Source organism: Pantoea sp. Seng, from assembly GCF_009829935.1.
GTDB classification, from domain to species: Bacteria; Pseudomonadota; Gammaproteobacteria; order Enterobacterales; family Enterobacteriaceae; genus Pantoea; species Pantoea communis.
Genome location: NZ_SZZV01000004.1, coordinates 272,280 through 298,487, shown reverse-complemented (window position 1 = coordinate 298,487; position 26,208 = coordinate 272,280). Strand labels below are relative to the sequence as shown.

At 53.7% G+C, this 26,208-nt stretch carries 22 protein-coding genes; 10 read left to right on the top strand and 12 right to left on the bottom strand.

The genetic code is table 11. The annotated features are described in order from the left end of the window. Window positions 1-177: 177 nt before the first annotated feature. The 4 genes from asr to rstA all read right to left on the bottom strand — a co-directional run bounded on the left by asr (window position 178) and on the right by rstA (window position 4,360). Entirely contained in the window at window positions 178-657 is a 480-nt protein-coding gene (gene asr, locus FD737_RS06035) for an acid resistance repetitive basic protein Asr (RefSeq protein ID WP_160832976.1), read from the bottom strand. 170 nt (window positions 658-827) lie between these two features. Next, a complete protein-coding gene (locus FD737_RS06030; protein WP_160832975.1) occupies window positions 828-2,315 on the bottom strand; it encodes a carboxypeptidase M32 in 1,488 nt (495 codons plus the stop codon). 12 nt (window positions 2,316-2,327) lie between these two features. Beyond that, window positions 2,328-3,638: a two-component system sensor histidine kinase RstB gene (gene rstB / locus FD737_RS06025; RefSeq protein ID WP_160832974.1), complete on the bottom strand. Its 1,311-nt coding sequence runs from the start codon at window positions 3,636-3,638 to the stop codon at window positions 2,328-2,330. Continuing rightward, the gene (gene rstA, locus FD737_RS06020) at window positions 3,635-4,360 is read right to left on the bottom strand and encodes a two-component system response regulator RstA (RefSeq protein ID WP_034830927.1); all 726 of its coding nucleotides are present in this window, start codon (window positions 4,358-4,360) and stop codon (window positions 3,635-3,637) included. Before rstA ends, rstB begins: the two co-directional genes overlap by 4 nt. Before the next feature lie 176 nt (window positions 4,361-4,536). Here rstA and FD737_RS06015 point away from each other — a divergent pair, with 176 nt between their 5' ends. After that, complete coding sequence (locus tag FD737_RS06015; RefSeq protein WP_038646835.1) at window positions 4,537-4,950, top strand: hypothetical protein; 414 nt, start codon at window positions 4,537-4,539, stop codon at window positions 4,948-4,950. Here the strand turns inward: FD737_RS06015 and FD737_RS06010 are convergent, their stop codons facing one another. Together FD737_RS06010 and ydgH are read right to left on the bottom strand one after the other, a co-directional pair. Continuing rightward, a complete protein-coding gene (locus FD737_RS06010; protein ID WP_160832973.1) occupies window positions 4,951-6,342 on the bottom strand; it encodes a basic amino acid/polyamine antiporter in 1,392 nt (463 codons plus the stop codon). A 211-nt stretch (window positions 6,343-6,553) separates the two neighbouring features. After that, entirely contained in the window at window positions 6,554-7,510 is a 957-nt protein-coding gene (ydgH, locus tag FD737_RS06005; RefSeq protein WP_097117067.1) for a DUF1471 family protein YdgH, read from the bottom strand. A gap of 539 nt (window positions 7,511-8,049) precedes the next feature. On the opposite strand from ydgH, the gene pntA reads away from it, so the two are divergent. Continuing rightward, the gene (pntA, locus tag FD737_RS06000; RefSeq protein ID WP_097117068.1) at window positions 8,050-9,582 is read left to right on the top strand and encodes a Re/Si-specific NAD(P)(+) transhydrogenase subunit alpha; all 1,533 of its coding nucleotides are present in this window, start codon (window positions 8,050-8,052) and stop codon (window positions 9,580-9,582) included. Between the two features lie 11 nt (window positions 9,583-9,593). Beyond that, window positions 9,594-10,982 carry a Re/Si-specific NAD(P)(+) transhydrogenase subunit beta gene (gene pntB / locus FD737_RS05995; protein WP_034830917.1) on the top strand — a complete coding sequence of 463 codons (1,389 nt, stop codon included), beginning with the start codon at window positions 9,594-9,596 and terminating at the stop codon, window positions 10,980-10,982. A 46-nt stretch (window positions 10,983-11,028) separates the two neighbouring features. Here pntB and uspE read toward each other — a convergent pair whose 3' ends face one another. Next, window positions 11,029-11,985, bottom strand: coding sequence for a universal stress protein UspE (uspE, locus tag FD737_RS05990; RefSeq protein WP_034830915.1), 957 nt, complete (start codon window positions 11,983-11,985; stop codon window positions 11,029-11,031). Between the two features lie 118 nt (window positions 11,986-12,103). Beyond that, a complete protein-coding gene (locus tag FD737_RS05985; protein WP_034830913.1) occupies window positions 12,104-12,856 on the bottom strand; it encodes an FNR family transcription factor in 753 nt (250 codons plus the stop codon). 296 nt (window positions 12,857-13,152) lie between these two features. Here FD737_RS05985 and smrA point away from each other — a divergent pair, with 296 nt between their 5' ends. Beyond that, complete coding sequence (gene smrA / locus FD737_RS05980; RefSeq protein ID WP_034830911.1) at window positions 13,153-13,719, top strand: DNA endonuclease SmrA; 567 nt, start codon at window positions 13,153-13,155, stop codon at window positions 13,717-13,719. Here the strand turns inward: smrA and FD737_RS05975 are convergent, their stop codons facing one another. Beyond that, window positions 13,720-14,640 carry a LysR substrate-binding domain-containing protein gene (locus FD737_RS05975; protein ID WP_034830936.1) on the bottom strand — a complete coding sequence of 307 codons (921 nt, stop codon included), beginning with the start codon at window positions 14,638-14,640 and terminating at the stop codon, window positions 13,720-13,722. A 310-nt stretch (window positions 14,641-14,950) separates the two neighbouring features. On the opposite strand from FD737_RS05975, the gene FD737_RS05970 reads away from it, so the two are divergent. Together FD737_RS05970 and FD737_RS05965 are read left to right on the top strand one after the other, a co-directional pair. Further along, window positions 14,951-16,285: an aromatic acid/H+ symport family MFS transporter gene (locus tag FD737_RS05970; protein WP_097117070.1), complete on the top strand. Its 1,335-nt coding sequence runs from the start codon at window positions 14,951-14,953 to the stop codon at window positions 16,283-16,285. 88 nt (window positions 16,286-16,373) lie between these two features. Next, a complete protein-coding gene (locus tag FD737_RS05965; protein WP_160832972.1) occupies window positions 16,374-17,711 on the top strand; it encodes a VOC family protein in 1,338 nt (445 codons plus the stop codon). A gap of 69 nt (window positions 17,712-17,780) precedes the next feature. Here FD737_RS05965 and FD737_RS05960 read toward each other — a convergent pair whose 3' ends face one another. Next, entirely contained in the window at window positions 17,781-18,215 is a 435-nt protein-coding gene (locus FD737_RS05960) for a DoxX family protein (protein ID WP_034830906.1), read from the bottom strand. A 192-nt stretch (window positions 18,216-18,407) separates the two neighbouring features. Here FD737_RS05960 and FD737_RS05955 point away from each other — a divergent pair, with 192 nt between their 5' ends. Together FD737_RS05955 and FD737_RS05950 are read left to right on the top strand one after the other, a co-directional pair. Continuing rightward, window positions 18,408-19,925, top strand: coding sequence for a carboxylesterase/lipase family protein (locus FD737_RS05955; protein WP_160832971.1), 1,518 nt, complete (start codon window positions 18,408-18,410; stop codon window positions 19,923-19,925). A 213-nt stretch (window positions 19,926-20,138) separates the two neighbouring features. After that, complete coding sequence (locus FD737_RS05950) at window positions 20,139-21,815, top strand: methyl-accepting chemotaxis protein (RefSeq protein WP_160832970.1); 1,677 nt, start codon at window positions 20,139-20,141, stop codon at window positions 21,813-21,815. Here FD737_RS05950 and FD737_RS05945 read toward each other — a convergent pair. Then, window positions 21,773-22,654: a LysR substrate-binding domain-containing protein gene (locus FD737_RS05945; protein ID WP_160832969.1), complete on the bottom strand. Its 882-nt coding sequence runs from the start codon at window positions 22,652-22,654 to the stop codon at window positions 21,773-21,775. The two genes, FD737_RS05950 and FD737_RS05945, sit on opposite strands and share 43 nt — an antisense overlap. A gap of 126 nt (window positions 22,655-22,780) precedes the next feature. Between FD737_RS05945 and FD737_RS05940 the strand changes: the two genes are divergently transcribed. Beyond that, a complete protein-coding gene (locus FD737_RS05940) occupies window positions 22,781-23,947 on the top strand; it encodes a methionine aminotransferase (protein WP_160832968.1) in 1,167 nt (388 codons plus the stop codon). Window positions 23,948-23,961: 14 nt separating this feature from the next. After that, window positions 23,962-24,741, top strand: a complete 780-nt coding sequence (locus FD737_RS05935) for a transporter substrate-binding domain-containing protein (protein ID WP_058962084.1) — start codon at window positions 23,962-23,964, stop codon at window positions 24,739-24,741. A 176-nt stretch (window positions 24,742-24,917) separates the two neighbouring features. Here FD737_RS05935 and pepT read toward each other — a convergent pair whose 3' ends face one another. Beyond that, window positions 24,918-26,144 (bottom strand): peptidase T, encoded by a 1,227-nt coding sequence (gene pepT / locus FD737_RS05930; protein WP_160832967.1) that lies wholly within the window; start codon window positions 26,142-26,144, stop codon window positions 24,918-24,920. Window positions 26,145-26,208: the final 64 nt, after the last annotated feature.

The window sequence follows — 26,208 nt, the reverse complement described above, 5'->3', positions numbered from 1 at the left end:
GCACGCTACAACGACTAGATAAAAAAGCTGGCTGCAACAATGCCGCACAGGATCATCACAATCAGGATAATTTCGAAGCGATAGCGACGCACCATTTTTCGCTACTCCAGTAAATAAACACCCGGCATAACCGGGTGTTTTCAATCGTTAATGCGGTGTTGGCGCTAAGAGGCCGACTTATTTAGCCGCTTTTTTCACTTTGTGGTGCTTTTTAGCAGCCTGAGCTTTCTGTGCAGCTGGTTTAGTTACTTTTTTGTGGTGCTTTTTAGCAGCCTGAGCTTTCTGTGCAGCTGGCTTGGTTGTTTTTTTGTGGTGCTTTTTAGCAGCCTGGGCTTTCTGTGCAGCTGGCTTGGTTGCTTTTTTGTGGTGCTTTTTAGCAGCCTGGGCTTTCTGTGCAGCTGGTTTGGTTGCTTTTTTGTGGTGCTTTTTAGCAGCCTGAGCTTTCTGTGCAGCTGGCGCTTTCTTCTCTACTTTTTTGTGTTTCTTAGCTGCCTGCGCTTTCTGGGCAACTTTCTTATGATGAACCGCTTTATGTTTAACAGGTGCTGCGGTAGTGGTAGCGGCAGCAGCCGGAGCAGCTGTAGTGGTCTCAGCAGCGAAAGCAACAGAAGACATACCCATAGCAGCGGCGATCACCAGTGCAACTAATTTTTTCATCGCAAAATCCTCGAACTATTTTTTCATGTGTAGCCCACTGCGGGGCCGGTGAAAGAACTATATGAAAAACAATTCAGTCTTTCCGTGAGGCATTGGTATCGGCGTGTAACGGAATGTACAAAGGCGGGTAAAGGAAGTGAAAAGGGCGGCCGATTGGGCCGCCGCGCAGTTTACGCAGAGAGGTAGCGTTGTTCAAGGTGCTGACGGAAATAGTGCGGATTGAGCGTTTCGCCCGTGGCATTCACTAACAGTTGTTGCGTCGGGAAGCGGCTGCCGTGCTGCCAGATGTTCTGTTGTAACCAGTCAAACACCGGCTGCAACTCTCCGTTACGGATCAGATCTTCCACTTGAGGAATCGCGCGCTTCACCGCCTGGAACAGCTGGGCAGCGTACATGGCACCTAAGGTGTACGTCGGGAAGTAACCGAAAGCGCCATCGGTCCAGTGAATATCCTGCATGCAGCCATCACGATAATTGCCACGGGTATCTATTCCCAGCGATTGCTGCATTTTTTCATCCCACAGCGCGGGGATGTCATCAACTTCAATCTCACCTTCAATCAACGCACGTTCGATTTCGTAACGCAGAATCACGTGAGCTGGATAGCTCAGTTCATCCGCGTCCACGCGAATAAAGCCTGGCTTCACGCGTTGTGTCTGGCGAACAAAGTTATCCAACGCTAATGCCGGCTGGTCACCCATTAAGGCGACAACCTGCGGATGGATATGCTGCAGGAATGCCTTGCTGCGCCCTAATTGCATCTCCATAAACAGGCTTTGGGATTCATGCATGGCAGTCGAGCGAGCGTGGGCCACCGGTTGTCCACGCCATTGCTTTGGTAGGTTCTGCTCGTAACGTGCGTGACCGGTTTCGTGGATCACGCCCATCATGGCACTGAGGAAGTCGCTCTCATTGTAACGGGTGGTAATGCGCACATCTTCCGGCACGCCGCCACAGAAGGGGTGGGCGCTGACATCCAGGCGACCATGATTGAAATCAAAGCCCAGCGTTTTCATTACACTCAAGCCGAGCTGCTTCTGTGCTTCAACAGCAAAGGGACCCACCGGCGCCGCGATGGCGGTTTTCTGCTGCTTCTCGACGGCTTTCTGCAGCAGCGCGGGCAGCCAGCTTTTTAATTCGCCAAAGGTATTGTCGAGTTGTGCACTGGTCATGCCCGGTTCGAACACATCCAGTAACGCGTCATAACGAGACACACCCAGCGCTTCGGCGCGTAACTGGGCTTCCTCACGGCTGAGTTTCACCACTTCTTTTAGGTTAGCCGAGAAGCCTTGCCAGTCGTTGGCAGGGCGCTGTTGGCGCCAGGCATGCTCACAACGCGAACCGGCCAGCGATTTGGCTTCAACCAACGAAGCAGGCAGAATCGTTGCTTGCTGCCACGCACGCTGCATCTCGCTCAGGTTAGCTTGCTCTACGTCGTTCAACGATTCCTGCTGGGCGGCATCGAATAAGCCGCCAAGGCGTTTATCGGTCAACACTTCATGCATAAACACACTGAGTTCCGCCATGGCTTCACCGCGCGCCTGGCTGCCGCCGGGTGGCATAGTGGTTTGCATATCGACACCGGCAATAGCCCCAAGATGGCCAAAGCGTGCCAGGCGCTGGAAAGTTTTGCTAAGTTCCTGATAAGCAGAAGTCACAATTAAAGCTCCTTATGACGGTAAACGGGGCGAAATATCTCGCAAGGGTAGATCAACCGGCCAGCAGAAGCGAACGCTGGCACCACCGAGCGGACTGCTCTCAATAGTGACCTGTCCTTGCAGTGCCTGTGCAATAGAGTGGACAATCGCCAGCCCGAGCCCACAGCCGCCGGTCGCGCGATCGCGACTAGGGTCGAGACGCACAAAAGGTTCAAAAACGCGTGCGCGCTCTTCAGGTGGAATACCTGGACCATCATCTTCAACCTGTAAATTACCGATGGCGCCGTCAAACCACAGACTGACGCGCAGCCGCTGTTGGGCATAACGCAGCGCATTGTTCACCAGATTATCCAGTACGCGTTCCATCAAACGGGTATCGGCGGAACCCACATTCTCAAGTTGCGGAATATCCAGCGCGATATGCGCTTGAGGATTCATGGTTTGCACATCTTCGATATGCACACGCAACCACTGCGCCAAATCAAACGACTGAAGGTTAAGATCGACACGCGGGCGGTCGAGGCGGGCATAGGTTAACAGCTCTTCAATCAGGCTTTCTAACTGGCCGACATCGCGATTGAGTGCCGCCGACTCGGCTTCACTGAGATTGTCACTCATCTCTAAGCGATAGCGCAGGCGAACCAGCGGGGTTCTTAACTCATGGGCAATACCATCAATCAACTGTTTCTTACTGGCGACCAGCGTGTTGATGTTATCGGCCATCTGGTTAAACGCCACGCCAAGACTGTGCAGACTTGATGTGCTTTCGAAATGGGTACGTACATCCAGCTCGCCGCGACCAAAACGCTGCGCGGCTTTCTCCAGCCGCTGCATCTCCTGCCAGTGCGGTCGTAGCCAGATAAACACCGGCAGCGCCAAAGACATACCGATGAAGGCCAGCAGCGCGATATCCAAAATGCGCATTTGATGCAGATAAAACAGATAAGGAATCGGGCCGACCGACAGCACATAATGGCTGCGTGGAATGTGCTGCAGGAAGGTGTATTGATCGTCGAGCGCGACAATCTCCCCGGCGCGCAGGCGGCGCATATCCGGTTCATCCAGCTGATACTTACTCATCGGTTCGATATGCAGCTCAAACGACAGATCGAGGTCGAGGTTGCGGATGGTTTTGTTCCAGTCGCGCGGGGGGATCTCACGCAGTTCGCTGCGCATGAGAAACAGCGAACTGGCCATCAAATCATTCATTGACTGGCGGCCCGCACGCTCAGCAGTGAACTTGTACACCAGGCCCACCAGCAAAGTCATCACCAGAAAGCAAACGAACAACAGCAAATAGAACTGGATAAAGAGCTTTCTCATGCGGAGCGGGTATCCCAGGCCTGAGGCGCGAACAGGTAACCTTTATTGCGGATGGTTTTGATGCGGAACGGTTCGGTGGCGCTGTCATACAGTTTTTTGCGCAGACGAGAAATCGCCACATCAATACTGCGGTCCATGCCGTCGTAGCTCACACCACGCAGCGTTTTCAGCAATGCATCGCGGTTCAGGATTTGTCCTGCATGCGTAGCCAGCTCCCACAGCAGATCAAAATCGGCGGTGGAAAGGGTGATGTTCTCGTCAAACAGCGTGACCTGGCGATTGAGGGAGTCGATGGTCAGCGAACCAAAACGCAAAACCCGCTGGGAACTTTGAATAGCGGGCGCCACTTCAGGCTGAGAACCCTGCGCCTGGCGCAGATGCAGACGCAAGCGTGCCAGCAGAACAGCGGGCGGCGTGGTTTTCAGAATGTAATCGTTGGCGCCCATCTCCAGCGCCAGAATGTGGTTCATGTCACTGTCGAGCGAGGTCAGCAGCACAATCGGCCCTGACCAGTGCGCGCGCAAGTCGCGGCAAACGGTCATGCCATCTTTGCCCGGCAACATAATATCCAGTAGCACCAGATCGGGATCGGCTTCTAAAATAGTCGCTTCAGCACGGTCACCGCGCGTTTCAACAGTCACTTCAATATCGTGGCGGCCAAGATAAGCGGCGATCAATTCACCGACTTCTGGCTCATCTTCCACATAGACAATTTTGTTCATATTTCACGGCAAGTGATGAGAATGACAGCAGCATAACTTTTCCTGGTCCTGAGCTCTACGCTATCGCACGAAATATCCCTGCCTGACTGGTATATTTACGCTGAAATGTGCCATTATTAGCGGCGCGTTGTAGCGCAAGGTTCGGAACCGTAACGAAAACCAGGAGGAGTGCGAGGGTGTCTGATAAAGAGCTGGCTTCAGCCGGATACAGTGACCGCATCTGCTTCAATTACAGCGATTTTCTCTCTGCTTCCTGCAAAAAACGCTGGAGTTTCGTTGACGCCATTTACGGTGTCATGCCGATTTTTGGCATGGTGACGCGTAAATCTGCACACGGCTTAGCGGCAAGCGACGATCATCTGAAAGAATTAGCATTACAAATCATTTCAACGCAGGTCAGCGACGAGATCAATATTGCGCGACTGATTACCCTCGCGGAACAACAGCACATCAGCCGTTTTGACATCCAACTGCCTTATCCGTTGTCAGAAGATCAGCTGGACGCGATTCATCAGGAATATCGTAAAGCGCTCAATCTGACACAGCAGGATGACCTGCTGTGCGTTTCCATCCCGGTTCAGCCTCACTAATTACTGCGTGAGCTGCCACATCGCTGGCAGTGCTGCCGCAATCAGTAATCCAATCGCGATGCGCTCAAGTTGTGACAACACTCTGTTACCACGGCCGCCGCGTCGCGCGTAAAGGAACAGCAGTAATCCCGGCGCGTAAAGCACCACAGACAACAGCAGGTGCAGCGGGCCAGAAGCATAAAGCAGCCAGAATCCGTAAGCACTGGCACCCAATCCTACCGCCAATGCCAGCGGATTTTTTTGTCCGCGAACCACTTTAATTAAATACAGCCCCACCAGCAGATACGGCACCAGAATCATCTCTGACGCGATGGTCAGCAGCGTATTGTAATCCGCGCCAGTGGCCGCAATCAGGATCAGACAAACCTGCACGCTGCCGTTGGTGAGCCACAACGAAGCGGCTGGCGAATTGTGACTATTCTGTCGCGCAATGCTGCGGGGAAAAGCCCCTTGCTGTGCGGCAAGGAAAGGGACTTCGGCGGCCATGATTGTCCAGCTTAAATACGCGCCGCACACGGAACTAATCAGACCCACTGCAATCACCGTATTGCCCCAATGTCCTAACAGATGCTGCATCAAGCCGGCCATGGAAGGATTTCGCATTTGCGCCAGCTCTGCACGCGGCACCACGCCTAGCGCCAGCAGGGTAACCAGCAAGTAAACCAGCAGTGCGGCGATAACCGCCAGCATGGTGGCGCGTCCCACATCTTTCTTATGACGTGCACGCGCGGAGACCACCACCGCGCCTTCCACGCCAATAAACACCCACAAGGTGATCAACATGGTCTGCTTGACCTGCTGCCAGAGCGGCTGGCCTAACGCAACGCCGCTGAAGTCGAAGTGTAAGCGATCGTAGTTGAATGCCAGCAGGGCCAGCACCACAAACAGCAGCAGTGGCACCAGTTTCCCCAGGGTAGCGAGCAGGTTGATGCTGGCGGCGGTTTGCACGCCACGCAATACCAGCCAGTGCACCAGCCATAAAAGTACCGACGCACCGAGCATCGCTTGCCAGGTATTGCCATCGCCAAACACCACGTGGTCAGGCGAATCGGTGAAGAAACTCAGCGCCGAAAAGACAATCACCAGATACGACACGTTGGCGATGACCGCACAGAGCCAGTAGCCCCAGGCAGAACAAAATCCTACCAACTCACCAAATCCGGCGCGCGCATAGGTAAAAATCCCGCCATCCAGTTCGGGTTTTAAGCGTGTCAGCAGCAGCATGGCAAACGCAAGAAACAGGATGCCCACACCAGTGATCAGCCAGCCAATCAGCAGTGCAGCGGGGCCGGCGACGGCAGCCATATTTTGTGGCAGGCTAAACACACCCGCACCGAGCATCGAGCTGAGTACCAACGCAGTGAGCGTGCTCAAACCTAATTTTTTATCCAAAACACCATTCCTGGGCAGCAGAGTATGCTGGGTAGTGACGATTCCGCTGGAGTGTAACGTGGCAATTGGCCGGATTTAAAACGGAATACCCTGAAAACAGGCGAAGGATTTTACGGAGAGCGAAAAGGGAAGGCAATGCAGGATTATGCAGATCTGCGCAGAGACTATGCAAACAGAAGCACAGGGCGACAAAAGCCGCCCTGCAGGGGAATTACTTGAACAGATCCGCGGTCACGGTCAGGTTGCCACCGCTCTGGCTCGACCATTGACGGGTGATGTGATAGTACTTCGCCCCCTTATCTGCTGCGCGTTTTGCCACGGCTTCAGACACTTCAGTCGGCGTTCCGAAGTGATCAGAGAAGGTCACAGTATCAAACGGCTGCATCTGTGCGGCAGTAATCGCATTCACTTCCTGCACGCTACGACCATCTGCCAGCTTAACGGTATAGCGCTGACCCGTTGAACTCTGCGTTTCAAAGAAACGGCCTACGCTACGGCTAGGGGTATCAGAAGAGGCAACACCCGGAATGGCCACTTTGCTGGCTGCAGCGCCGCCAGCAGCCAGTGCTGCTTTGCCGGCTTCAGAATCGGCAGGAATCGAATCTGAAACATTCTGCACCTTACGTTCTGGTGCATCCGCTTTATAGACATAAGCAGTCACGTACTGGTTACCGCCGTTATTGGCATCAACCTGACGCACAATAAAGAAGGATGCCGCGCCTTTGTCTTTCGCCTGTTTGGCAATGGCATCATTCACATCTGGCTGGCTGGCGAAGAAACCGCTAACAGAAACAGTATCGAATGGCTCTAAACGATAGGCTTCGGCTTTTGGCAACTCTTTCACACCGCTAAAGATGCGGTATTTGGTGGTGTCATCCGCTTTTGGGGCATCAGCTTTGTACAAATCAGCCGTGACGCGCCAGTTGCCGCCGTTGCCGTTGGTATCGTTGATACCCTGTACATAGAAGGAGTCAGCGCCTTTTTCATCGGCTGCTTTAGAGATGGCATCGGTAGCATCACCGATGGCATTGAAACGACCGCTGATATTAATACGTTCGAATGGTTTCAACGCGGCCGCTTGTTCTGGCGTCAACTCTTTGGCGGCAAATGCATTTGCTGCCAACAGGGATAACAAAGTGGTCGCCAGAATGGTGTTCTTCAGCTTCATAAAAATGATCCTTCGCCTTACGCAAAATGAGTACGAAAACGTGCTGGACTCTTGATGTATAACAGATTAGCCGCTGATTATTGCATGTAATAATCAACCTGTCTCAGCCAATTTATGCGCATAAGATTGACAATCTCCGCAAATAATTCATCGACATGTCATTTACCTATGCTATGGCTTTTTTTTAACCGCTTTACCACTTATTCTGGTAACACATAGCATCATAATAGTTAAAGTATTGTTAAATAAAGGTTTTTGAAAACACTAAATTCGACATGACACGATTTTGCGCAGCAGAATATTTTTTATTATGTCGCAAAACTAGTGGCAAAAGGTGGCATTCAATCTTTGCATCTGAATATTAGTGTGAATGTCATAAGTGTGCGTTATCGCTGTGGATCACTTTTCACATTTTCAGTAGGTTATAAAGACTTTGTTACATTGCGCATTTTGCTCATAAAAAGCTGAAACGCTGTTTCAGCCTTATGGGCTTGTGCCACTTACAGAACCTCATCCTTTAATTGTTGAAAGGAAACAGTATGTTAATTGGGATACCCAAAGAGCGGTTAGCCAATGAGTCGCGCGTAGCTGCAACGCCAAAGACCGTTGAGCAACTGATCAAGCTGGGATTCAGCGTCACGGTCGAGCAGGGCGCAGGTATTCGCGCAAGTTTTGACGATGAGAGCTTTATCGCCGCTGGTGCCACTGTCAGCACCACCGAAAGTGTCTGGCAGTCTGACATCGTGTTAAAAGTGAATGCGCCAGACGATCAGGAGATCGAACTGACACGCGCGGGCAGCACTTTAGTTAGCTTTATCTGGCCCGCACAAAATCCGGCACTGCTGGAAAAACTGGCGGCGCGCCAGGTTACCGTCATGGCGATGGATTCTGTGCCACGTATTTCTCGTGCCCAGGCACTGGATGCGCTGAGTTCCATGGCGAACATCGCGGGTTACCGTGCCATTGTTGAAGCGGCGCATGAATTTGGCCGCTTCTTTACCGGGCAAATCACCGCCGCGGGTAAAGTACCACCGGCGAAAGTGATGATTATCGGCGCGGGCGTGGCGGGTCTGGCGGCAATCGGTGCAGCGGGCAGCCTTGGGGCTATCGTTCGTGCGTTTGATACCCGTCCAGAAGTGAAAGAACAGGTGCAGAGTATGGGCGCCGAGTTCCTTGAGCTGGATTTCGAAGAAGAAGCCGGCAGTGGCGATGGCTATGCCAAAGTGATGTCAGAAGCCTTTATTAAGGCAGAGATGGAGCTGTTTGCCGCGCAGGCGAAAGAAGTCGATATCATCGTCACTACCGCTTTAATCCCGGGCAAACCAGCACCGAAGCTGATTACCGCTGAAATGGTTGCCAGCATGAAGCCAGGTAGCGTGATTGTCGATCTGGCGGCAGCAACCGGCGGTAACTGCGATCTCACGGTAGCTGATCAGGTGACTTTAACCAGCAACGGTGTGAAGATCATTGGTTATACCGATCTGCCTAGCCGTCTGCCAACACAGTCCTCTCAGCTTTACGGTACCAACCTGGTGAACCTGCTGAAACTGCTGTGCAAAGAGAAAAACGGCGAAATCACCGTCGACTTCGATGATGTGGTTGTGCGTGGCGTCACCGTGATTCGTGAAGGCGAAGTGACCTGGCCAGCGCCACCGATTCAGGTATCAGCTGCACCGAAAGCGGCGCAGGCGGCCATTGAGCCAAAAGCAAAAGTGGAAGCCAAACCGGTTTCACCGTGGCGCAAATATCTGCTGCTGGCATTGGCTGTGGTGCTCTTTGCCTGCCTCGCTAACGTGGCACCGCCTGAATTCCTCTCCCACTTTACTGTCTTCGCGCTCTCCTGTGTCGTCGGTTACTACGTGGTGTGGAACGTCAGTCACGCTTTGCATACGCCATTGATGTCCGTCACTAACGCCATTTCCGGCATAATTGTGGTGGGTGCGGTGCTGCAGATGGGACACGGCGGGTGGGTGACTTTCCTTGCCTTCGTCGCAGTACTGATTGCCAGCATCAATATCTTCGGTGGATTCACCGTCACCCAGCGCATGCTGAAAATGTTTCGTAAGAATTAAGGGGTAACAACATGTCTGGCGGATTAGTGACTGCAGCATACATTGTTGCCGCAATTCTGTTTATTTTCAGCCTGGCTGGCCTCTCAAAACACGAGACGTCAAAGCAGGGTAACATCTTTGGTGTCAGCGGCATGGCGATTGCGCTGCTGGCGACCATCTTCGGCCCCAACAGCGGCAACGTGGCGTGGATCCTGCTGGCGATGGTGATCGGGGGTGCAATCGGTGTGCGTCTGGCGAAGAAAGTCGAAATGACTGAAATGCCAGAGCTGGTAGCGATTCTGCACAGCTTTGTCGGTTTGGCTGCGGTGCTGGTGGGTTTCAACAGCTACATCGATCATGCACCAGGACTGGCGCCGGTGATGGAAAATATCCATCTGACGGAAGTGTTCCTCGGCATCTTTATCGGCGCGGTGACCTTCACCGGTTCTATCGTGGCGTTTGGTAAACTGCGCGGCAAGATTTCGTCGAAAGCGCTGATGTTACCACATCGTCATAAAATGAACCTGGCAGCGCTGGTGGTTTCCTTCTTGCTGATGCTGTGGTTTGTACAGACGAATAGCACCGGTTCACAAGTCGTCGCGCTGTTGTTGATGACGGTGATTGCGCTGGTGTTCGGCTGGCATCTGGTGGCGTCGATTGGCGGTGCGGATATGCCGGTTGTGGTGTCGATGCTCAACTCCTACTCCGGTTGGGCGGCAGCGGCTGCGGGCTTTATGCTCAGCAACGACCTGCTGATCGTCACCGGTGCGCTGGTGGGTTCTTCGGGTGCCATCCTGTCCTACATTATGTGTAAGGCGATGAACCGCTCGTTCATTAGCGTGATTGCCGGTGGTTTTGGTACCGATGTGAGTGTCGGTGGCGAGAGCGAAGAAGAGGGTGAACATCGCGAAATCACGGCAGAAGACACGGCGGAATTGCTGAAAGGCTCAACGTCAGTGATCATCACCCCAGGCTACGGCATGGCAGTGGCGCAGGCACAGTACCCGGTGGCGGAAATTACCGAAAAACTGCGTGCGCGTGGCATCAAAGTGCGTTTCGGCATCCACCCGGTTGCTGGCCGTTTGCCTGGCCACATGAACGTGTTACTGGCTGAAGCCAAAGTGCCGTATGACGTGGTGCTGGAAATGGACGAGATTAACGATGATTTCAGCGATACCGATACCGTGCTGGTGATCGGTGCCAATGACACCGTTAACCCGGCGGCGCAGGAAGATCCGCGCAGCCCAATCGCTGGTATGCCCGTACTGGAAGTGTGGAAAGCGCAGAACGTTATCGTGTTTAAACGTTCAATGAATACCGGTTACGCTGGGGTGCAGAACCCGCTGTTCTTCAAAGACAACACGCAAATGTTGTTTGGTGATGCGAAGGCGAGTGTAGAAGGTATCCTGCGCGCGCTGTAATCTGTAGTGCGATTAAAAAGGCGACCATCTGGTCGCCTTTGTTGTTTTAATCGTCTTCGTCTTCTTCATCGTCATAATCAATCGGCGATTTGAAATCGTCCGGTTTGATTGCCAGCAAATCACAGCGGAGATGATCGATAACCTGCTCAGCGGTATTCCCCAGGAACGCGGCCGAAAGGCCAGTGCGGCCGATGGTGCCGAGTACCACAATTCCCGCCTCCAGATGAGAGGCGATATCCGGTATCACTTCCTCCGGCAAGCCTTTTGCCACATGCGTAAACTCTTCGCCGATGGAGAATTTCTGGCGTAGCGCTTTCATCGCCACCAGATGTTGTCCGCGAATCGCATCGTTATACACGCTGGGGTCAAAGTCGGGGAGTTCAATGGCGATATTGATTGGCGTGATGGGATAAGCACCGACAAGGTGCACTTCTGTGTGATTGACCATATCGGCCAGCAGCACTGTTTCACGAATCAGCTTTTGGTTTAATTCATCGTGATGGGGCTCTTCACTGGCCAGATTGACCGCCACAACGGCTCTGCCACCTTCCGGCCACGGCTGATCTTTCACCATCCACACCGGGCAGGGGCATTTGCGTAGCAGATGCCAGTCTGTCGGGGTAAAAATCACTGCTTCCAGGCGATCGTGCTGATGGGCCATTTTCAACACCAGGTCGTGCTGGTGCGCCATCACTTCCTGAATGATCGCTTCATAAGGGCGGTTATGCCACACCACCTTAATTTCAATATCAACACCGGCCTCAAGATAGGCGTGGGCCTGTTGACGAATCCATTCAGTACGCTGACTGATCACACCTTTACGCATGTTGGATCGCTCATCAGGCGACAACAAGGTGGTCATTTCATAGGAGAAGTCGTAGATAGGCAGGAAAGCTTTGATTTTTCCGCCGATACGTTGATTCAGATACACCGCACGACGCAGCGCGGGTTGATCGTCCTGTTGGGCGTCAATCGCCACCAGAATATTTTGGTACCGGGACATAAGGCAATCTCCTCAAACCAAAGCAAGTTGGATTAAAGATAGCCTAAGTTGGCGCAGGGCAGAAGGGGAAAAGTTGTTGCCGGATCAATAAACTAACATTTATCGACCCGGCATAGAATCACGCAGCTTGTTCAGTCTGACCCGCCAGTTCTGCCAGCAACGCATGGTTCTCGATAGTGATATATTTGCCTTTAACGGCCAGCATGCCACTTTTCTGGAAGCGGCCCAGCAGACGGCTAATGGTTTCTACGGTTAGTCCCAGGTAGTTACCAATGTCACCACGCGTCATGGTCAGGCGGAATTCGCGTTGTGAGAAGCCACGTTGACCAAAGCGGCGTGACAAATTCCAGACAAAGGCCGCCAGACGCTCTTCCGCGTTTTTCTTGGAGAGCAGCAGGATCATATCCTGATCGCCTTTAATCTCACCGCTCATCAGACGCATCATCTGCTGGCGCAGTGCCGGCATTTTACCGGAGAGATCGTCGAGAGTTTCGAAAGGAATTTCACACACCATCGCTGTTTCCAGCGCCTGAGCAAAACTCGGGTGGTGCGCGCCGACAATCGCATCAAAGCCCACTAAATCCCCTGCCAGATGGAAGCCGGTAATCTGCTCGTCACCCTGTTCAGTAATGGTATAACTTTTGATGGTGCCGGAGCGGATAGCGTAAAGCGATTTCAGTTCATCACCGGCTTTGAACAACGTCTGACCTTTCTGAATCGGCTTTTTGCGCTCAATGATATTGTCCAGCTGATCCAGCTCATGCTCGTTCAGTGTGAAAGGGATACACAACTGGCTGATACTGCAATCCTGACAGTGAATGGCACAACCGCCAGACTGAATACGTCGAATGCTGCGTTTTTCCGGGATCATATAGGTACGCTCGATGATTATTGACTGCCGTCAATTTTAACATTTTTACGCGTTAAGGGAACTCATCCGAGCAGTAATTCCCCTTAAACCCCCACTAACGTAGGGTATACCTGAGTTTGCGCAAGGTTTGCCTGACATTATTTTTTGACCTGGAACGTTTTGTTGCCATATTTACATCTGGTCACAACTTGTCTCAGCGCAAAAAGTGACAGATGTGATGCCAAAAATCCTTTGCTACTATTTTGTTTTTGAGCGGCAACTTGCGCTCAGCAAACCACCAGGCGTGAGAAAACACCATGAACCTAGACGATGAAGACCTTTTCCGGGATGCCATGGGCGATGTGACGCCACTGAAAGATTGTGCCAATACCCAATGGTTGCGTTCCCCTTCGACCAAAGCGCCGCGCCCGACGCAAGCGAATGACGAACAGGAAAATTTCCTCACGCGGGGCTTTCTTGACATCATCCCGCTGACGACACCGCTGGAATACAAAACAGAAGGGATTCAACAAGGTGTGTTGGACAAGTTGCGGCTGGGGAAATATTCCCTGGACGCCAGCCTGAACCTGCTGCGTCAGCCGATAGAAACCTGTCGAAAGTCATTGTTCAGTTTCATGCTGCAGGCACGCAAGCAGGGGCTACGCAATCTGCTGATTATCCACGGTAAAGGCCGTGATGATGAAGCCCATGCCAATATCGTACGCAGTTATCTGGCACGCTGGCTGACGCAGTTTGACGAGGTGCAAAGCTTTTGCGTGGCGCAGCCCCAGCACGGAGGTGCCGGGGCACTGTATGTCAGTTTAAGAAAAACGGATCAGGCGCGGCTGGATAATCGTGAGCGCCACGCCAAACGCAGTCGCTAATCAGGTGTGAAATTTGCGAATGGTCGCCAGCAACACTTCGGCACTCAGGCTGAGATGACTGCCGCTGCGGGTGATAATCCCCACCGGCTCTCCCGGCCCAGGGGAGTTAATCGGCAGTGCAATAACGGCATTGTGGCTAAGGTCTTCCTTGATGGCGCCTGAGGGGACAAACCACACATAGTCATAACGCAGGGCCAACTGACGCGCCAGCGAAGTGGATGAGGTTTCAACACAATTAGCGGGAAGCGCGCAACCTTGCTCGTCCAGCATATGTTGAGCGATACGACGCGGGGCGGTGCCCTCCGGCGATATCACCACTGGCCACTGCATCGCGCGGGATAACGTGACGTTGTCACTGAGGAGCGGGTGTTCCGGACGTACCACCAGTTTAAGCGACTCAAGGAATAGCAATTCATAACTCAGACCCGCCATCATTTCACTGTCGGCCATGCGCCCAATGCCAATATCAAACTCACCCGCGCGCAACCCGGCCAGCAGAACATTATTATGTAATGTCGCCACTTGTACCGTGGTGTTCGGTTGTTGCTCGTGAAAGCGATCGAGAATCTGTGGCAGCATACCCATTGCCGCTGTGGTGAGCGCGCCGAGGCGAATCACGACCGGTCGGCCGGGTTGTGGGGCGTTAAAGCTTTGGCCTGCATGGTTAAGCGCATCCAGCACTTTTACCGCATGGACAAGAAATTGCTCGCCGAGCGTCGTTAACTGGGCACCGAGACGACCACGTTCAAACAGGCGCGCGCCAGCCAGTTCTTCCAGCTCATTCAGGGTTTTCGAGAGCGCAGGTTGGCTGAGATTCAGTGTCTCCGCCGCGCGCCCCAGCGTACCTTGCTGCGCGACCGCAACAAAGGTGTGTAAATGGCGCAAGCGAATGCGCTGATTGAAAAGGGAATTTTTGTCCATAGCCTCAAACATAATGACTTTTACCTGATGGCGGCAATGGGAAAACTGGAATTATGTTAACTTCACTGCAAAATTATATTAACAAAAACCCTGATGTTGCTAACCTGATGTTTTAAATAGAATTAGTGAAAGTCAGCGCCAATGCAAAATTATCACCTATTGCAATATCAAGCGCTTAATCTCGCATAATTTGAATAATTCTCACTTACACCTAAAAATCCTGCCCGTTATTGTTAACGATGAGCTATCATTATCGCCGTTTTTTTTACCAAAACTGATGATTAAACGATGAATGTGCAGGAGTTGATCCGTGACCACCGTTGAAGCCGTAGATGTTCGCCAGCTGATTAATCAGAGTGCGCTTAGCCGTTGGCAAAAACGCCTGATTGCGCTGTGCTTCATCGTTGTTGCGTTGGATGGCATGGACATCGCGCTGATGGGCTTTATCGCTCCTACATTGAAAGCCAGTTGGGGCGTCACTAATCATCAGCTTGGCATGGTGATCAGCGCTGCGCTGATTGGCCTGGCCTTAGGTGCCATGGTGGCAGGGCCATTGGCCGATCGCTACGGGCGGCGTGTGATGATACTGCTCAGCGTGGGTTTTTTTGGCTTGTGGACGCTGGCCACCGCCATGGCGCAAAACATCGATCAAATGATGTTATTCCGTTTTCTCACCGGCCTTGGCCTCGGTGCAGCCATGCCAAACGTTGGAACGCTGGTAGCAGAGTATGCACCAGAGCGTCGACGTTCATTCATTATCACCGTGGTGTTCTGCGGTTTCACCTTTGGTGCCGCATCGGGCGGATTTGCAGCTTCCTGGCTGTTGCCTCGCTATGACTGGCACTCCGTGATGTTGATGGGTGGCGTCTTGCCGCTGATTGTTTTGCCTTTCCTGCTGCGCGGCTTACCGGAATCCGTGCGCTTCCTGATTAGCCGTCGCGCACCTGCTGCACGTATTCATGCCATTTTGGATCGCATGCTGCCTGGCGTCGTTGAGCCGAACAGCCATTACCAGTCCACTGAACAGGTTGTCGTGCGGCGTGGCGCAGTGGCGACGGTGGTTTCCCGGCGATATCTCTTCGGCAGCCTGATGTTATGGGGCGGCTACTTTATGGGGCTGTTCCTCGTCTATCTGATTGGCAGCTGGATGCCCTCGCTGATCAACACCCTGGGTATGTCGGTGACGGAGGCGGCTATCGTCACGGCCATGTACCAGGCGGGCGGCACGGTAGGCTCGCTGTTTGCGGGTTGGCTGATGGACCGCATCAACGCCAATATCGCGCTGGCGGTGATCTACTTCTGTGGCGGCATTGCGATTGTCGCGCTCGGCTTCTCCCCGGCGGAAGTGGGATTAATGAGTGCCATCGCCTTCTTTAGCGGCTTCTGCTTTAACGGCGCCAATACCGGCATGAATGCGCTGTCCGCCAGCTATTACCCTACGCACGCGCGTGCGACCGGTTCCAGCTGGATGCACGGTGTGGGTCGTGTCGGTGCGATTATGAGTGCTTTTGTCGGCGCAGAACTCCTTTCGCTCGGGTGGTCGTTCAGCCAAATCTTCCTGTTGCTGGCGATTCCAGCGGTGCTCACCACGATCATGCTGGCCCTGAAATGTCGCTTTGGTGACCCGTCAGACCGGGTTGAGTGACAGGCCGATCACAGTTCCACGAAATTCCTCCACGGCGATAAAGGGTTGATCTACATTAGCAACAACCCTTAACGCCGAGGTGATGACCATGGAAAACTTTCTCACCAGCGATGCGATTCGCACGCTGTTCTCGCAAGCGATGTCCAGTATGTATCAGCAGGAAGTGCCGCAATATGGCACCCTGACGCAACTGGTCACGGCCGTGAATGAACGTACGCTGGAAGCACAACCCGCTTTAAAAAACCGTCTCGCCGCCGCCGATGAACTGGACCGACTCAGTGTGGAACGTCACGGTGCGATTCGTGTGGGGACTGCCGAAGAACTCAGCACGCTGCGCCAGATGTTTGCGGTGATGGGGATGGAACCGGTAGGATATTACGATCTCTCCCAGGCGGGCGTGCCGGTTCACTCCACCGCTTTTCGTCCGGTTACGGACAGCGCATTGCGCCGCAATCCGTTCCGCGTGTTTACCTCTCTGTTACGTCTTGAACTGATTGATGATGCCGCGTTGAGAGAGAAAGCCGCCGCGATTTTAGCCGCGCGCGATATTTTCACGCCGGGTTGCCGCGCATTGATCGCGCAACATCAACAGCAGGGCGGTTTAAACGCCGCTGATGCCGCTCGCTTTGTCAAAGAGGCGCTGGAAACCTTCCGCTGGCATGCCCATACCCTCGTGGACAGTGAAACCTACCGCGCACTGAGCCAGCAACATCGTTTGATTGCCGACGTAGTGTGCTTCCAGGGGTGCCACATCAACCATCTGACCCCACGCACGTTGGATATAGATCGCGTGCAAACCTTAATGCCCACGCGCGGCATCGATCCTAAAACCCTCATCGAGGGCCCCCCCCAACGTCAGGTGCCGATTCTGTTACGTCAAACCAGCTTTAAAGCGCTGGAAGAGGCAGTCCATTTTAATGACGGCACCCCCGGCACACATACTGCGCGCTTTGGTGAGATCGAACAGCGCGGCGCGGCGCTAACCCCCAAAGGCCGCACACTCTACGACCGTCTGTTGGCGGAAGCGGGCACCGGCAGTGATAACCAGCATCATCAACAGCATCTGAGCGCGGTGTTTCGCGATTTCCCAGATGATGAAGATACCTTGCGCGAACAGGAACTGGCGTGGTTCCGCTATCGTTTGACCGCTAAGGGCACCCAGCATCCTCCGCAAACGGGAGAAACTCTGGTTCAACTGCTTGCTGAAGGGCGCGTGCAGGCAGAACCGATAGTGTATGAAGATTTTCTGCCAGTGAGCGCAGCGGGGATATTTCAGTCTAATTTAGGCGACGAAACGCACGCACGTAGCGCGGGCAATGCCAGCCGGGCGGATTTTGAAGCCGCGTTAGGTGCAGCGGTGCAGGATGAGATGGCGTTGTATCAGCAGATGCAGCAGCGCAGTCTGGCTCGTTGCGGTATACGTTAAGGGCATAAGAAAACCGGTCTGTGAAGTGGCATCAGCACTTCAGCAGACCGGCTTCATTTCTTTTGATTTTTATTGCAAGCGCGAATCACGCACCAGCGTGTACTTCCCGGCACCCAAGAACATGATGGCGAGTGCGCCCAGCAGATAAAGCGCCTCTGTTTCCAGAGACCAGGCGCCAACATCTGTGCGATGCCAGACTGCGCCCATTTTTACCAGCAAGGTCGCAACAACCATGTTCACCGCAATAATGAAAGCCGCAGGGCGCGTCATTAAACCGATGATCACCATGACAGGTGCCACTATTTCCCCGATGTAAGCACCGTAAGCGATGAAACCTGGCATGCCTTTAACGGCCAGCATATGAGCGATCCAGTCGACGCCATGCATCACCTTGAATTCGCCATGAAATAACAGCAGGCCGCCAAACGTCAGACGTAACAGCAGTTTACCGAAGTCCGGGTGATCGCTCATCCGATTGAACATCTGGTTGATACCACCAAACATCGCGCTTCTCCGTCTCGCCAGGTTAACTTGTAACCTTAATGCAATTCGCCATGCCAGGGTTAGCCAAATAATTTGATGGAGATGTTCAATGGATCGAAAGCATATTCGGCTTAATCTGCAAATGCTTTCAGAACATGGACATTCGCTTAAGGCCTGCAAATAATGGAACCAAGCTTGATCTGGGAACCCGAGATGAAAAACGAACGACGTCTGAGGATCATGACCGCAGAGGGTGAACTCAGAGGCCTGATTGACGATGATCTTTTTGTCTTCAAGGGAATACCTTACGCCGCGCCACCTGTGGGCGCACTGCGCTGGCGTCCGCCACAGCCGGTTGCACACTGGCAAGAAGTACGTGAAGCCACGCAATGGGGTGATGCCAGCTGGCAAAACCGGGATTATTGCGTGGCAGTGGGTGGCGGCGATCCGGGCCGGTTCAATGAGGATTGTCTGTACCTGAATATCTGGACCCCAGACGTTGAGCCCTCCCGTCCCTTGCCGGTGATGGTGTGGCTGCACGGCGGAGGCTTTACCATCGGCGCGGGTAGTCTTGATCCCTATCGCGGCAAAGCCTTAGCCGCGCAGGGCGTCGTAGTGGTCACGCTCAATTATCGTCTTGGCCATTTTGGCTTTTTCGCCCATCCGGCGCTGGATGCTGAATACCCGCAAGAAGCGGTGGTAAATAACTTTGCCTTGCTGGATCAAATCGCTGCGCTGCAATGGGTTCAACGCAATATTCCTGCCTTTGGCGGCGATCGCCAAAATATCACACTGTTTGGCGAATCATCGGGGGCGCGCAGCGTGTTGTCTTTATGCTGTTCTCCGCTGGCTGAAGGGCTGTTCCACAAAGGTATTGTCCAGAGTGCATACAGCTTGCCGGATGTGCCGCGCAGGAGGGCGCAACAGATCGGTAAACAGGTTGCAGCGCATTTTGGCCTGCCGGATCACGCCTCTGCCGAACAGCTTCGTCAGTTACCTGCCGATCAATTCTGGCCGCTGCAACGTCCACTGGGATTAGGTCCGGTGGCAATCAGCGGTGATGCGGTGCTCCCCAGACCGATGCTCGAAACCTTTATGGCCGGTAAACAGCATCGGGTGCCGTTGATGGTGGGAAGTAACAGTGATGAAGCCAGCGTACTGGATTATTTTGGTGTTGATCCTGCAACGGTGTTACAACAAATTCGTCGCAAAAATCGCCTGAGTTATGGCCTGATGAAATGGCTATACGATATTCACGACGATACCTTACTGGGCCGGGCAGTGGCGCGAGACATGGCGTTTACCGTGATCCCGTTACTGGTGGCGCAGTCTCAACACAGTATTGGCATGCCTGCCTGGCGATACTGGTTCGACTATGTGTCAGAGAACGCCCGCGACCTCTATCCACATGGCACCTGGCACGGCAACGAAATCCCCTATGTGTTCAACACGCTGACCTCACTGAAACCGCTGCCTGAGCGGGATTACACTGCCGCAGATAAGCGCTTCGCCGACATGGTCAGTACCTATTGGGTGACCTTCGCCCGGGATGCCAGTGAGTTTAGTTATCGGCTGCAGGGCAAAATCGACTGGCCGGTGTGGCGTCCCCGTGAAGACCTGACATTAGCCCTCGGTGATCAGGGTAAACCGCAAGCGGTGTTGAAGGCGCGTTTTATGCGTGGGCGGCTGTGTTTGTTCCGTCTGATGATGCGCAGCCACGTTAAGCTTTGATGAGCAGGCTAATAGTGAAATTGCGCAAATGAATTTATAAGGCAAATTTTCGGCTAATCCATTGATTATCAGTAATAACATTTCCTATCCGGCTTAAGCAGACAGCAATTAATTAGCTTATTAAACCGTTACATTTTCCCAATCCACTGCCGATAAACGCAATATGCCCGATTTTATCGGGCCTCCTACGCGTTTCACACCAAGGGATTATGTATGGGAATCTTAAAAAACTTCACTATTCGCGCCGTCATGCTGACTATTCTCGGGCTGTTCTGCCTGCTGTGGTGCGGTGTCGGATTATTTAGCGTGCACTCGCTCAATGCCCTCGGCGAAGGGAATGAGATAGACCGTGAGCTGGTTAATCAGATGACGGTACTGAGTAAAGGCAACGATCAATATTTTCGTGTGGTGACGCGTCTATCCCGCGTGATGGAAGGGCGTGCATCGGGCGCGGCAGTAAGCGCGGATGACTTCGCACCGGTGCAACAGGCGCTGGAGAGTATGAAAGCGCAGCTGGTGCAATTCAAAGCGATGGCACCTGGCCCGATGGACAGTGAAACGGTTAACAGCGTTATCGCCAGCTGGCAGAAATTGCTGGATGAGGGGATTGCGCCGCAGGTGTCGCTGGCACAGCAGAGCACCGTTGAAGCTTACCGCACACAGGCTAATAACGTGACGCCCGCCCTCAGCCGCGCCTTTGGCACCAGCGCGGAGGCGTTTAATAAAGCCGCAGGCATTAAGCTGGATGAAACCCGTGTCACCGTCGATAAACTCACCAACATTACTAAGGTGATTATTTTGGTTGCTGTGGTGTTCGGTCTGGTGATTTTGCTGTTCACCGACCGTTATCTGGTAGCGATGCTGGTGAAACCACTGGAGCGCGTACGTAACCATTTTGCAGTGATTGCCCAAGGCGATCTTAGTCAGCCCGTGGAAGATTTCGGCCGCAACTGTGTTGGCAAACTGGTGCCGCTGCTGCGTGCGATGCAGGACAGCCTGCGTGAAGCCGTGAGCGCCATTCGCAGCGGAACCGAGAATATCTATCGCGGCGCGGCAGAAATCTCATCCGGTAACAACGATCTCTCCTCCCGTACCGAAGAGCAAGCGGCCGCGCTGGAGCAAACTGCGGCCAGTATGGAGCAGCTCACGGCAACGGTGAAATTCAACGCCGACAACGCCCGTCAGGCCAGTTCACTGGCAGAAACGGCTACCGGCACCGCGCAGCAGGGCGGCCGTCTGGTAGGGGAAGTGGTCACCACCATGCAGGGCATTTCCGGCAGTTCGAAGAAAATTGCTGAGATCACCAACGTGATCAACAGCATTGCTTTCCAGACCAACATCCTGGCGCTTAACGCCGCCGTTGAAGCCGCGCGTGCGGGCGAACAAGGCCGTGGTTTTGCGGTCGTGGCCAGTGAAGTGCGTAATCTGGCACAGCGCAGTGCCGGGGCGGCGAAAGAGATCGCCACGCTGATTGAAGATTCCGTCCAGCGCGTGGATAAGGGCTCTGCGTTGGTCAGCAGCGCAGGCAGCACCATGAACGATATTCTGAAGTCGGTGCAGGATGTGAATGAGATCATGAAGCACATCGCGGCCGCCTCCGAAGAGCAGAGCAAGGGCATTTCGCAAGTTGGCACCGCCGTCACGGAAATGGACAGCGTGACTCAGCAGAACGCCTCGCTGGTAGAGCAGGTTTCTGCGGCGGCCAGTGCGCTGGAGCGTCAAACGGAAGAGTTGCAGGCTTCTGTCGCGAAATTCCGTCTGTCGGACAGTGCGCCGTTAGGTAAAGCTCAGGCCGCGCCAGCCAGCACCGTTCTGCGCCGTCCGCTGTTAACCAGTACGCCTGTCGCTCAATCGAAGTCGGCCAGCGCCGATGAGTGGGTTTCATTCTGAGGCTGACACAACCACGCCACCAGATCCGGCAGGAACGGTGGCGCATCCTGTTCTGCGCACTGTAAAAGGCTGTACGCTGCCCCGGTGGCCACGCTGTTGGCAAACGGGGCAATCAAGCGACCATTCGCCAAATCATTTTGCACCAGTGTCACATCCGCCACCGTTGCACCAAAGCCCTGAATCGCCGCGCTGATGGCCAGATCCATAGTAGCAAAGTGCTGATTGCGTGCCATCGGCACAGTGGCCGCTTGATCCGCCAGCCACATTTGCCAGTCGCGGGAATCATTGGTGGGATGCAAAAAAGTAAACCTCGCCAAATCGCTGATGCCCACGGGTGGCGTGATGTTGCTGCCCAGGACAGGTGTCAGTCGCTCATCAAATAAACGAATGGAACCGGCAGGCGGCGTGCCAAACACAATCGCCGCATCATAATTTTCCAGCTGTGAAGCGTGGTCCAGCGTGGTGGTCAGTGCCACATGGATTTCCGGCCGCTGTTGCTCCAGCGGCACCAAACGTGGCACCAGCCAGCGCATGGCACAGGTGGGCGCTTTCAGGCGAATTGAGGCATTGCTGCGGCTGGCTTTCTCGGTGGCATTCACCAGCATGGCATAACCTTGTTGCAGTTCGGGCAACAGCACCGCGCCTTGCTCGGTAAGATGCAGACCACGCGCATGGCGTGCAAACAAGGGAAATCCCAGCCAGCTTTCCAGCGTGGCGATTTTACGGCTCACCGCACCCTGCGTAATGCATAATTCGCTGGCGGCGCGCGTCAGGTTAAGATGGCGTGCGGTGACCAGAAAAGCATGGATGGCATTCAACGGCAGGGCGGAGCGGGACATAACGACCTCAAGCTATGATTTTTAATCATGGCTATTATGACAACAATTCGCTTGTCGACTCAAGCGTCTCACCGTTGAATAGAAATCTACTTTACTTACGTGGTTATGCAACCTTGTGGAGCAACGATGACCTTGAATAGCAGTGTTAACATCTCTTCCAAACAGCCCGATGTCGGCACGACGATTTTCAGCGTCATCGGCCAGCTGTCAGCACAACATAAAGCCATCAACCTGTCGCAAGGTGCGCCGAACTTCCCGTGCGATCCGCATCTGGTGGAGCTGGTTAGTAAAGCCATGCGCGAAGGTCATAACCAATATGCCTCTCTGACCGGTTTACCGGCGCTGCGTGAAGCGCTGGCTGAAAAAGTCGAGACGCTTTATGGCCAGCGCTATGATGCGGGCAGCGAAGTGCTGATCACCGGCAGCGCCAGCCAGGGTATTTACATGGCGATTTCGGCGCTGGTGCATCCTGGTGACGAGGTGATCTTCTTTGAACCGGCGTTCGACAGCTATGCGCCGGTGGTGCGTTTACAGGGCGCAACCCCGATTGGCCTGAAGTTGCAGGTGCCGGATTTTGCGATCAACTGGGATGAACTGCGCGCCACCATCACGCCGCGCACCCGCATGATCATCATCAACACGCCGCACAACCCCAGTGCGCAGGTGCTGACGCCAGCCGATTTGGAGCAGCTGGCGGCCTTAACCCGCAACACGGATATCGTGGTACTGTCCGACGAAGTGTACGAACACATCCTGTTTGATGGCCGTGCCCACTGCGGCATGGCAACCCATCCGGAACTGGCACAGCGCAGCGTGATCGTGTCTTCATTCGGCAAAACCTTCCACGTCACCGGCTGGCGCGTCGGTTATGCGCTGGCACCGGTCGCGTTGATGGAAGAAATTGTGAAGGTGCATCAGTTCATGATGTACGCCGCCGATACGCCAATGCAGGTGGGTTTTGCGCACTATCTGCAGAATCCGCAAAACTATCTGCAGCTGTCACCGTTCTATCAGGAAAAACGCGATCGCCTGCTGTCATTGATGCAAGATTCGCCGTTTAAGCTGCTGCCAAGCGCAGGTTCCTTCTTTATGTTGGCCAGTTACGGACATTTCAGTGACGAAAGCGACAGTGAAATGGTAAAACGTCTCATCGTCGATCACGGTGTGGCCACCATTCCGTTGTCGGCGTTTTATATGGACGGCACTGACAATAAATTAATTCGCCTGTCATTCGCGAAAGACGACGCAACACTGCAGGCTGGCGCGGAAGCGCTGTGCCGGGTTAAAGGGTAATTAGGGGAAGAATAATGAAAAAGTTAAACGCACTGTTTGTGGCGCTGGGTATGCTGACTTCTGCACACGCACTGGCACAGGAAACCTTACGCTACGGTCTGGAATCACAATATCCACCGTTTGAAAGCCGCAACGCACAGGGCGAGCTGGAAGGTTTTGATATCGAACTGGGTAAAGCAATTTGCGAAGTTGGCAAATTCGACTGTAAGTGGGTGGAAAGCAGCTTTGATGCGCTGATCCCGGCACTGCAGGCGAAAAAGTTTGATGCGATCAACTCGGCGATGAACATCACCGAAGCGCGTGCTAAAAGCATCGATTTCACCAAGCCCATCTACCGTATTCCGACCATGCTGATCGTTAAAGAGGGCGAGAAAGTCCTGCCAACCGCCGAGTCGCTGAAAGGCAAAAACATCGGCGTGCTGCAGGGTTCAATCCAGGAAACTTACGCTAAGAAGCACTGGGAGCCGCAGGGCGTGACCGTGACCTCTTATCAGGACCAGAACCAGGTTTATAACGACATGGTGGCGGGCCGCCTTGACGGCACGCTGGTGATGTCTGCTGCGGGTCAGTCTGGTTTCCTCGATAAGCCACAGGGCAAAGGTTTCGCCTTTGTTGGCAAGCCGGTTGAAGATGACACCATCCTCGGTTCCGGTATCGGTTTCGGCCTGCGTAAGGGTGATGCCAAGCTGAAAGGTGAACTGGATGCGGCTATCACGAAAGTGCAGGCTGACGGCACCATCACCAAGCTGGCGGCGAAATTCTTCCCTGGCATTGATGTGACCGCAGCGAAATAACAGCAAGCGCCACTCTGGCGCGCTGCGCCGTTAAAACCGGATTAAATTAAGGCTGCCATTGTTCATCTATGGCAGCCTTTTTCGTTTACGTCGAAGTGTGTGGCATTGCCTCCCAACGGTCGCCGGACCCTCACTGTGCCTCTGACAGCATTAAGATCTGCCGGTAAAGTTCTTGCTTATTTCGCCGCCAGATAACACAGCGCTTCCGCCACCTGATAAGACTTCACAAACGACGGCATCGGTAAAAACTCAAAGCGTGAGTGGAAATTGTGCGCGCCGGTAAAGAAGTTCGGTGTCAGTAATCCTTTGGCCGATAAGGCCGCACCATCCGTGCCACCTCGCATAGGGATCACTTTCGGTTCCACACCCACCTGTTCGAGCGCCGCAAATATCAAGTCAATCGCACGACGGTCTTCCCCAATCGCATTGCTGATGTTGCTATAAGTATCGTTAATGGTGAGTGAAACATGCCCGGTAGGATAAAGCGCGGCGATCTCATCCGCCACTTCCACCAACTGCTGTTTTTTTTCATCGAATCCCTTTAAATCAAAGTCGCGAATCGATGCTTTCAACACCGCACGGCTGGCGTTGGCATTGATATCGTTAAACCAGATATAGCCTTCGCGTCCTTCGGTATGTTCTGGCGTGGCCAGGCGATCGAAACGTGAAATAAAGTCGTGCGCCATCAGGAGCGGATTCACCAGCACGCCTTTACCGGACATCGGATGCGCCGGCACGCCGGTAAACACCAGTTCCGCCGCCGCCGCATTGAAGTTCTCATACACCACTTCGCCCAGCTCACAGCAGTCGATAGTCCAGGCAAAATCAACGTTAAAGCGTGTCTCCAAATCCAGCGCTTTGGCGCCGCGCAATCCAATCTCTTCATCCGGCACAAATGCCACCACGATGTCGCCATGATCGCCTTTGAGGTTTTCCATCAGCGTCATGACCACCGTCACCGCCGCTTTATTATCGGCGCCGAGCACGCTGGTGCCATCGCTAAAAATAATCTCCTGCCCGTGATAGGGAGCGATCTCCGGATGTTCCGCCACGCGCAGCCAGATATCCTGCTGCGCGTTCAGACACAAATCATCGCCGTTAAACGTCAGGGTTTGCGGGTGGATATCCGGTGATAAACCCACGTCAACCGTGTCGATATGGGTAATAAAGCCAATGCGCGGTGCATCAGGCCGATTGCCCGGTTTTACTGCGGTCACCGTGGCATGCTGATCGATGACGATATCCTGCAGCCCAAGCTCACGCAGTTCCTGCGCCAGCAGCTCCGCCATCGCATGTTGTGAAGGGGTGCTGGGCAGCGTGGTGGATTTGGCATCGCTCTGGCTGGAAACCGCCAGATAACGGTAAAAACGTTGGGTCAGTTGGCGCGCGAGTTGTTCTGTCATCACATTTCCTTATTAGCTTTGCGCGATGTGCATTACACACCTCGGATAAAACGTGTTATTTATC